Source organism: Planktothrix sp. FACHB-1355 (genome assembly GCF_014748295.1).
GTDB classification, from domain to species: Bacteria; Cyanobacteriota; Cyanobacteriia; order Cyanobacteriales; family Aerosakkonemataceae; genus Aerosakkonema; species Aerosakkonema funiforme_A.
The window spans coordinates 1-3,976 of record NZ_JACJUP010000636.1 but is presented as its reverse complement, the minus strand read 5'-3'; the positions used below and the strand labels follow the sequence as shown (position 1 = coordinate 3,976).

General features: G+C 46.2%; 3 protein-coding genes. All 3 read right to left on the bottom strand.

The features are described 5' to 3' along the window. A partial coding sequence (locus H6S82_RS22120) for a DUF29 domain-containing protein (protein WP_191056710.1) occupies positions 1–477 on the bottom strand: 477 nt, incomplete at its 3' end. Positions 478–481: 4 nt separating this feature from the next. Continuing rightward, positions 482–1,489 carry a J domain-containing protein gene (locus H6S82_RS22115; RefSeq protein WP_190462109.1) on the bottom strand — a complete coding sequence of 336 codons (1,008 nt, stop codon included), beginning with the start codon at positions 1,487–1,489 and terminating at the stop codon, positions 482–484. A gap of 277 nt (positions 1,490–1,766) precedes the next feature. Further along, the gene (dnaK, locus tag H6S82_RS22110; protein WP_190462108.1) at positions 1,767–3,869 is read right to left on the bottom strand and encodes a molecular chaperone DnaK; all 2,103 of its coding nucleotides are present in this window, start codon (positions 3,867–3,869) and stop codon (positions 1,767–1,769) included. Positions 3,870–3,976: the final 107 nt, after the last annotated feature.

The following is a 3,976-nucleotide window of genomic DNA, read 5'->3' as shown; positions in this document are numbered from 1 at the left end:
TTCGGAACGATCGTTTTCAGGGGGTAAAAAATCAGGATTAAGAACTTCTTCTACAGTAAAGGGAGACTCAGGGGGAAATATCTTAATAGATAAACCTGTTTCATCTGCGGCTAGTTCCCTAGCATCTTGATAAGATTCATTAAAAATATCTTCAAAAAAACGATATAAGCTCGGACTGGTTTTGAAGGTTTCTCGGAGGCGTTTGCGATGTTCTCGAATGGTGTAAAGCCAACTATTTGTTCGTTTTTCCGGCTGATATTTATACTTAAGTAAGTGCATGAGAAGTACCCTCAGATTACTGGTTAGGGCATTTTTCTCACTTCTCCCCATACTTTCCAGTTCCTCTAGTAAGTTTTCTATATCTATTTCTGCAAACCTTCCCTCTTTTAAGAAGTTTATATTTGTTTGTAACCACATATAAAAATCCTGTTCGTAAAGGGATGCGATCGCAGTTGTTATTGATTGAATATTTGTCATATCTTTACACTGGTAAATCGGCACGAGGATTAAATGTTTCGATACCGCGCAATTTTTCGTACAGTTCCCGTTCTCGTAAGCTGGGATTTTTGGGAACAACAATTTGAATTTCGACTAACTGATCGCCTCTTTCTCCATCATCTCCGGGATAACCTTTGTTGGCAAGGCGCAATCTTTGTCCCGACTTAACTCCGGGTGGAATTGTAATTTTAACTCGACCGTCCAAAGTCGGTACTTGCACTTGTTCTCCCAAGACTGCTTCGCTGGGAGTGATGGGCAATTGGCAAACAATATCGGCACCTTCTACTGTAAAGTAGGGATGAGAAGCGACGGTAATGATCAGGTAAAGGTCGCCGCCATCGACGCCTTGACCTTTGAGACGGATGCGCTGATCTGTTACCATTGCTGGTGGCATATTTATTTCCAGCGATCGCCCATCTTCCAAACGAATGCGTTCCAAGCCTCCGGTGTAAGCTTTTTCTAATGGCAATGTCAGTCGCGCTTCGATATCCTTGCGGTTAGGACGAGCGGGAATTGTATATGTAGTCTTTGTAGTTTTGGGACGGAAAATATCTTCTAAAGGAGTTTGTTTCGGAGGTTCTTCCGGTACAGTTGTGACCACGCGCTTTTCTCGGCGGCGTCCCAACAAGTCGTCGATAAACTTATTGAAGTCAGTGTCGTTACTGTAATCTTTTTCTTCCGTAGCAGTAGCGCGATCGCTATTACTATTACTGCGGTTGAACCAACTTTTATACTGGCCGAAGTTTCTACCTTGGAAGCCTCGCTTGTTCCAGAAGCGGCTGTATTGATCGTACTCCGATCGCTTAGTCACATCCGAGAGAACTTCGTAAGCCTCACTAATGTCTTTAAATTTCTCTTCAGCTTCTTTGTTTCCCGGATTCAAATCCGGGTGATACTGTCTGGCTAACCGCCGATATACTTTCTTAATCTCTTCTACCGAGGCATCTCTGGCAACGCCCAGAATCTCGTAATAATCCCGAAAATTTTGCATAAAATTCGTTATTTGTCAATAGCCATTCGTCAACAGTCTTCTGTTATGAAAATTTGAGATTTCCAATTTTAAATTTCAGATGCAAATAAATTTGCAATCTGCCATTTAAAATTGGAAATTTCTCCATGACCGATGACCGAAAAAAAGCGGTTTCAAGCCTCCCATTTCAATGGGAACCATCAAAAAAATTTGACGAATTTCAAGCTCCGCTCGCTTATTGCCCAGCCAATCCAAAATCCAAAATCCAAAATCCAAAATCGGGCGACATTTTGACCAATTAGAGCCAATCATCATCATCATCCCAATCATCATTATTATTATTGGCACCTTTCCGAGACTTACCATATCCTACGCTTTCAGAAGTATTGCGAGATGGCTGACTTGTTCCCCCGCCGTAGTATGGCCGATCGCTATCCCGACTGGAGTAGTATGGCCGATCGTTATCGCGACTGGAATAGTACGGGCGATCGTTATCGCGACTGGGGTAGTATGGGCGTTCGTCTTCGCGATCGTCTCCAGAGAAAGCGCGACGAATTGACCCAAAAAAGTCATCTTCCTCTTCGCTAAAGCGCAGGCGGACTTCGCGTTGCAACTCGTAAAGGGCATCTTGCAAATCTGCTTGGGCGCGATCGATACCGCGATCGTCATTTTTAGCCAAATAATCCCGCAATTCCTTGATCAGACTTTCAATGCGATAGCGGTATTCATTGGCAAACTGCATCCCAAAATCTAACGCCACTTCTCGCAGCTGCCTTTCTGCTTGAGTAGTGAGAGATTCGGCGCGATTGCGCTTCTCGATTTTTTCTCGCTTCAACCGATCTGCCTCAGCATATTCTTCTGCATCCTGTAGCATTCGGCTTACCTCTTCCTGAGTTAAGGTAGAGGCTCCTTGGATCGTGATACTCTGTTCCCGACCCGTACTTCTATCCAAAGCTGCCACTTGCAAAATGCCGTTGGCATCAATATCAAAAGATACCTGAATTTGGGGTACGCCTCGCGGTGCCGGCGGAATCCCGAACAGCTTAAACCGTCCCAAAGATTTATTATCCGCCCCCATTTCCCGTTCGCCTTGGAGGACGTGAATTTCTACCATAGTTTGGTTATTTTCGCCGGTAGAAAAAGTATCCGATCGCCTCACTGGGATAGTAGTGTTGCGGGGAATAATTTTTTTCATCACACCGCCGATCGTTTCCAGTCCCAAAGATAGAGGAGTCACATCCAACAGCAGCACATCTTTGAGTTCTCCACCCAAAATGCCTGCTTGAATTGCCGCACCCACCGCGACGACTTCATCGGCGTTGATATTTTGATTTGGCTGTTTGTCGATGATAGTGCGAACTAAATCCTGCACCATCGGCATTCGCGTCGCACCCCCCACTAATACCACTTCGTCTATTTGGGCGGGAGTTAAGCTAGCATCCGAGAGAGCGCGTTTGACAGGTTTGCGGATTCTGCTTACCAAATCAGTGCAAAGACTTTCAAACTGGGAACGAGTCAGCGTCGTTTCCAAGTGTACCGGCCCGTTTTCCGTAGCGGTGATAAATGGTAAGTTAATATCGGTGACGGTAACACCGGAAAGTTCGATTTTCGCTTTTTCCGCTGCTTCCATCAGACGTTGCAGAGCTTGGCGATCGCGCCTTAAATCCACACCTTCTTTTTCCAGAAAGCCCTCTGCCAACCAGTCAACTATTTTCTTATCAAAATCGTTACCGCCCAACTGAGTATCGCCGCTGGTAGCTTTAACTTCAAACACTCCATCGCCCACTTCCAGGATGGAAACGTCAAAAGTCCCGCCGCCCAAGTCGAATACCAAGATTGTCTGACTTTCGCGGCGATCGAGTCCGTATGCCAAAGCTGCTGCCGTTGGCTCATTCAGAATCCGTTTTACTTCTAATCCCGCAATTTGTCCCGCATCCCGCGTCGCCTGTCGCTGAGAATCGTTGAAATAAGCCGGTACGGTAATTACCGCCCCCGTCACCTTTTCACCCAGATAGCGACTCGCCTCATCTACCAACTTCCGCAGCACCATTGCCGAGATTTCTTCGGGAGCAAATTCCTTATTCAGGCGGGGACATTTAATTTTAATATTACCGGTTTCATCCTTGCGAATGTTGTATGGCACTCGCTTCGAGTCCGGACTGAGTTCCGCATAATTGCGCCCGATCATCCGCTTAACACCATAAAAAGTATTCTGCGGATCGAGAACTGCTTGCCGCCGCGCCATTTGTCCGACGATGCGTTCTCCTTCTTTGTTAAAGCCTACTACAGAGGGAGTTATCCGCATACCTTCGGCATTGGCAATGACAACCGGCTTGCCACCCTCCATGACGGCTACTACTGAGTTGGTTGTACCCAAGTCAATGCCGACTATTTTGCCCATGCGTCTGTGTTCTCCTCTCGTGTCTTAAATATATTGAGAACTGTTGCTGGATTTATTCTATCTCGCGATCGGACAATGCACGGGGGATCGTGACTGGGGAGTGGGGG